General features: G+C 60.4%; 6 protein-coding genes. 2 read left to right on the forward strand and 4 right to left on the reverse strand.

The annotated features are described in order from the left end of the window. Positions 1 to 129: 129 nt before the first annotated feature. A complete protein-coding gene (locus ABD993_RS23475) occupies positions 130 to 1,383 on the reverse strand; it encodes a hypothetical protein (protein WP_345422415.1) in 1,254 nt (417 codons plus the stop codon). Between the two features lie 43 nt (positions 1,384 to 1,426). Beyond that, positions 1,427 to 1,549 (reverse strand): hypothetical protein, encoded by a 123-nt coding sequence (locus ABD993_RS23480; RefSeq protein ID WP_345422418.1) that lies wholly within the window; start codon positions 1,547 to 1,549, stop codon positions 1,427 to 1,429. Between the two features lie 277 nt (positions 1,550 to 1,826). Between ABD993_RS23480 and ABD993_RS23485 the strand changes: the two genes are divergently transcribed. Together ABD993_RS23485 and ABD993_RS23490 are read left to right on the forward strand one after the other, a co-directional pair. After that, the gene (locus tag ABD993_RS23485; RefSeq protein ID WP_345422421.1) at positions 1,827 to 2,435 is read left to right on the forward strand and encodes a hypothetical protein; all 609 of its coding nucleotides are present in this window, start codon (positions 1,827 to 1,829) and stop codon (positions 2,433 to 2,435) included. Beyond that, entirely contained in the window at positions 2,432 to 2,638 is a 207-nt protein-coding gene (locus ABD993_RS23490; RefSeq protein ID WP_345422423.1) for a hypothetical protein, read from the forward strand. The genes ABD993_RS23485 and ABD993_RS23490 overlap by 4 nt, the downstream gene beginning before the upstream one ends. A 68-nt stretch (positions 2,639 to 2,706) precedes the next feature. Here the strand turns inward: ABD993_RS23490 and ABD993_RS23495 are convergent, their stop codons facing one another. Together ABD993_RS23495 and ABD993_RS23500 are read right to left on the reverse strand one after the other, a co-directional pair. Then, entirely contained in the window at positions 2,707 to 3,015 is a 309-nt protein-coding gene (locus ABD993_RS23495; protein ID WP_345422426.1) for a hypothetical protein, read from the reverse strand. Between the two features lie 655 nt (positions 3,016 to 3,670). Continuing rightward, entirely contained in the window at positions 3,671 to 4,129 is a 459-nt protein-coding gene (locus ABD993_RS23500) for a hypothetical protein (protein ID WP_345422428.1), read from the reverse strand. Positions 4,130 to 4,234 lie beyond the last annotated feature (105 nt).

Consider the following 4,234-nt stretch of genomic DNA (forward strand, 5'->3'; position numbering starts at 1 on the left):
GATCACCGACCAGCACGACTCCACACAGGACCGACACGCCGACTTCTGAAACGACGTCTTAAGTGCTGCATCTGGATTGATGCTTGATGAGTTAATCATAACATCACATGACCTTTGTCGGCATGATGTCTAAGCGCGTAGTCGCTGATCTAGCTTGACCCCAAGAACAAGTGCCCGGCGGTCGGTCAATACTTGCCTGATGATTGCTTCGAGATTGCTGGAAGAAGCTCCGTGGCTGCCGATCCAGCCGGACTTGACTAGGTCGATGAAGCTGGTGTTTGAAAGATGCCGCTTCACATTGGAATACCCGAGCCGGGGCCGTCCCCTTGGGCCTCTGCAGTCCGGTGAGTCTAAGAGGGCTTCGAAGTAGGCCCTAGGTAGGTACATGCCTTGAATCAGTTCGTGTGGCTTATCGACCTCAGCTGTTGGATCACAGAGTTTCACCCAGCTCGCCTGGCTGTGTAGCCGGAAGTCAGAGTCCGGGGCCGGGATGCATAGCTCGTCAACGCCGCGCATCCGGTCAAGTTCCAAGTAGAGCTGGTCGTCGGGCCGGTACCAAAGCTCCTTCGTGCCAGTGGCGCGCTTGTTGATCATCCGCTTGTATTGGACCATGACAAATGAGTTATCGCCCTGGTTGTAATAGATAACATCGACGCCAAGCGTCCGCTCCAGCGGCTCCATGTTGGTGTTCGCGACATAGAGTCGATTGTTGGCGTTTTGGAAGATGCGCCAGTCGACATGCGCTCCTCGCATTGCCTCCATGCCTGGGACGACATTAACGTCGTGATCGATCAGCGTCTCCTCGGAGACTGCACGGGGAAGCTGAGAGGCAAGGAACGAAGGAAGCTGTTCGAATGGGTTGAACCTTCCTTGGCGAAGTTCTCGACGGCCAACTCCACTGATATCGAGGAGCAGTCCGGTGGCGTCACGTTGCTCATTAACGCGTATCGCGTGGTCGTCGTTGGGGCTTATTCGAATGTTGTCTCGACCCAGCCACTCAACCAAATCCTCTAAGTGCGGGAAGAATGAGGTGAGGGTGTCGATGAGCTTGTCTCCTGCATCGACAGAGATCGGCCCCAGCGTTCGAGCTTCGGCGGCCGTAAGCTTGGCTTCAGATGCGAGCGTGGCGTATAGCGTAGTCTCAATCTCTTCAATCTCAGATACTTCAATAAGCGTATCGCGATCAGAGACGGTCCTGCTGGGCTCAGCGCGGCCGAGCCACTGAATCCAACCGTCGGTGTTAAGGAGAAGCGCGACCTGAGGCTTAGCCGTTCTCCACTCCCGGTTACGCCAGGAGGTGCTCCAGGTTCCGGCCTTCGTCTTGTCGTTCCGTCGGTTGCTGAGCAATGACGAGATGTTGCCCGCGTCGATGATCGCTACCACCGCGTCATCGTTGCACGTGTCAGCAGCTAAGAGGCTGAGGCGGCTACAGCTGCCGGGCGATCAGCTCGACGACGATCGGGTCAGGCACGATCAGCTCAATCTCGATGGCGTCGGGGACGACGAGCTCAATCTCCAGCGGCGGCGTGTAGATCGGGTCGCGCTTCACAATGACGGCGCTGCGGTCTGACCTACAGCCTGGACAGTCACCAGGCGGGCGCTGGCAACTTGTTCCCGGAGCTTCAGGGTCTCCAGCGTCGCGACGGCTGGCTGAGTGGCAAGGAGGTAGCTCTGTACCCAGGCTGCTGCCGGTTGGCTCGATACCCGGACGCTCCCGACGGCTGCTTCCGCGGACTGCTGGGCGACGTTGACCTGCTCGACTGCGGCAGCAGATCGTCAACCAGCTGATCGTCAAGAACGATGAGTGCCGCGGCAAGTCGAAGTTCGTGCTGGCTGGGTACTCGCAGGGAGCCATGGCGACCCACCAGGCCGGCTGGGAGCTCAAGGGCACCGATGCCGGTAAGTCGGTCATCGGGACGTTCCTCATCGCGGATGGTGACCGGTTCGGGGGGACCGGGGCGAACCGTTTCGGGGACGCCAACCAGGGTGCCAAGGGAGTGAGGACGGCCTTCTACGGGCTGGTGCCGGATGTGCCGAAGCCGAGAGACGTCGCTGACCCGGCCAACACCGCGGACATCTGCGACCGCAACGACATCGTGTGCGACTGGAGCACCAAGTCCGTTGTCGCTGGTGTCCCGATCCACCTGAGCCACTACCAGAAGCCCCGTACCTCGCCAGTCATCAAGGCTGTCGCGGGGATGAAGGACAAGATCAACGCCCAGCTCAAGAAGGCTCCCGTCGCACCACTCAGGATCGACTGGCTGACGGCTACGGCCAAGAGCGGCATCGTCATCATCACGGCGAAGGCAGCGAGTCCGGAAGGCTTCACCGAGTACACCCCGGCTACCCGGACCGCTACAGCGCTGTCATCGCCGATGTCTTCTGCTGGACACCGGACGGGACCGCGCGGACCGCGAGCGGGAACCACTGGGTGACCCAGCAGCTGATCTCCGGCACGAAGTACGACGGCACGTACCGGATGACTTTCGACTACAAGTTCGCAGGCAACGCCAAGTGCACGGTGGTTCACGCGTTCATCAGCTCGCTCGACAACAGCCGGATCCACTACGGGAGCGTCGAGGAGTCGGCGAAGGCTGATCCGTTCAACGCGAGCTTCACCTTGCCTGGGGGAGTCTGACCAAGGACTCGGCCCCCGCACGTAGAGGAGTCTTCGTGCGGGGGCACGCCCGTCTTCGTCTCCTGGTGCTAGCGACGCAGGCGAGAGAAGCGGTTGACGATTTGGGGTCGGCGCTCCTGCGGGTCACGGAAGAAGCTGAGCAGGAACTCTAGGAGCAAGGCGCCAAACAAACCAGCGAAAGCGCCCCCAGCGAAGAGCCAGCGGTTCGCACGGTCAGCTAGCGAAGCGTCGTTGAAGACCGTGACTGTGAAGTCCAGGTCGGCCGTGATCTTTGGTAACTGCTGCCCGTCGTCGCAGGCGTCCCAGCTGAACAGTCTGTCGTTATTACTGTTGAACTCTTGCTTGACAGGCGTAACCGGAGGTTCCTGAGCCTCCACATTGAGCTGGGGCGAGCTTCTAAGGGCGACCTGTACGCATGATGCTGAATCTGCCGGCGCAGGGTCCAGCGGGTTGAGGGATATTGATGGGCTGCGAAAGGTGACCCGGCTGCCGGACGTCGACCAAAGAGGGTCGGGCTCTGAGCTAGTGAGAGAGCAGACTGCCGTCGAGTCGTATCTGAAAATCGTGCTGTCTGGGGGCCGACCGACACGGCCGGGTAGGGTGTCGACTACCGTTAGATTAGCCGCTCCGCACGACATCAGTTCCTCCTCTAACCGGCCTTGAGCAATTATGTAGCCTGGCGCCAGTCGTGCGTCTATAACTTTGGGTAACACGCTTATGACCGACCTGGGCGACGAGCCGGAATAGTAGTAGCCCTCAATCTTGATGCTCGCACCGTCGCCAAAGATTGTGAGGAAGGTTGGAGCTGTGGCTTCTTCGGACTCGGCGAAGCTGTTGTCCCAGCAAATCCATGTCACAAACATGACGGCGACAGACAGTATGCCCAGAATGACGCTCTTTCCTGAGATCCAATGTCGTTGGGTCACGACTCACCTCTTCGCTCAGGTCACTGGTCGAGTCGGTAGCCACGGGCGTTACAAAAGTCGAAGCCCCTGCACGCGATCCGGATGGATGTTGTGCAGGGGCTGACCTTCACGCTGCCTGAGGCTCCCGGGAGCCGCTGGGCGCGTTCACAGCCTCGACCTGGTCCAAGACCTCCCACGTGCCGAGCGACCGGCTGACGAGCCTCTCCGTGCGGCTGAGGCGGTCCTCGTGGGCCTCGAGGAGCTTGTCGATGTGCTCTGTCGGGAGGTCGGCCGGGATCTCCAGCGTGGCTTCGTAGACCTCGTAGCGGACCACTGACCACGTCATCTTCATCGTGAGGGTCGGAACCTCCAGCGGTGTAGCTGGGGGCTCAACGACGCTGCGGATGAGCTGGTTGGGTCGGACGCCGTTGAGGACGAGCAGCCGGTAGAGATCGTGGACTAGTTCCTTCCTGGTGTCTCCCTGGGCTCCGAGCGACTTGGCCGCTTGGACCAGGGGGTAGTTGCGGAACCGCAGCGGCCGAACCCGAGCCGACTCGATAGGTGAACGTGACGAGTACGACGGCATCTGCCTGCGCTCCTGGGAGTTGAGTCCGATGTGAGCGACGACGAGACAATGAGCCCTTTCCACTTGGCCTCAGCCGGCGTGGATGAGGACGAGGACGGCCTTGAC

The organism is Pseudonocardia xishanensis (assembly GCF_039541715.1).
Lineage (GTDB): Bacteria > Actinomycetota > Actinomycetes > Mycobacteriales > Pseudonocardiaceae > Pseudonocardia > Pseudonocardia xishanensis.

What these genes read in the sequence shown, in the direction of transcription:
- ABD993_RS23500 (WP_345422428.1), bottom strand. Translation starts at nt 4,129, where the DNA reads ATGCCGTCGTACTCGTCACGTTCACCTATCGAGTCGGCTCGGGTTCGG.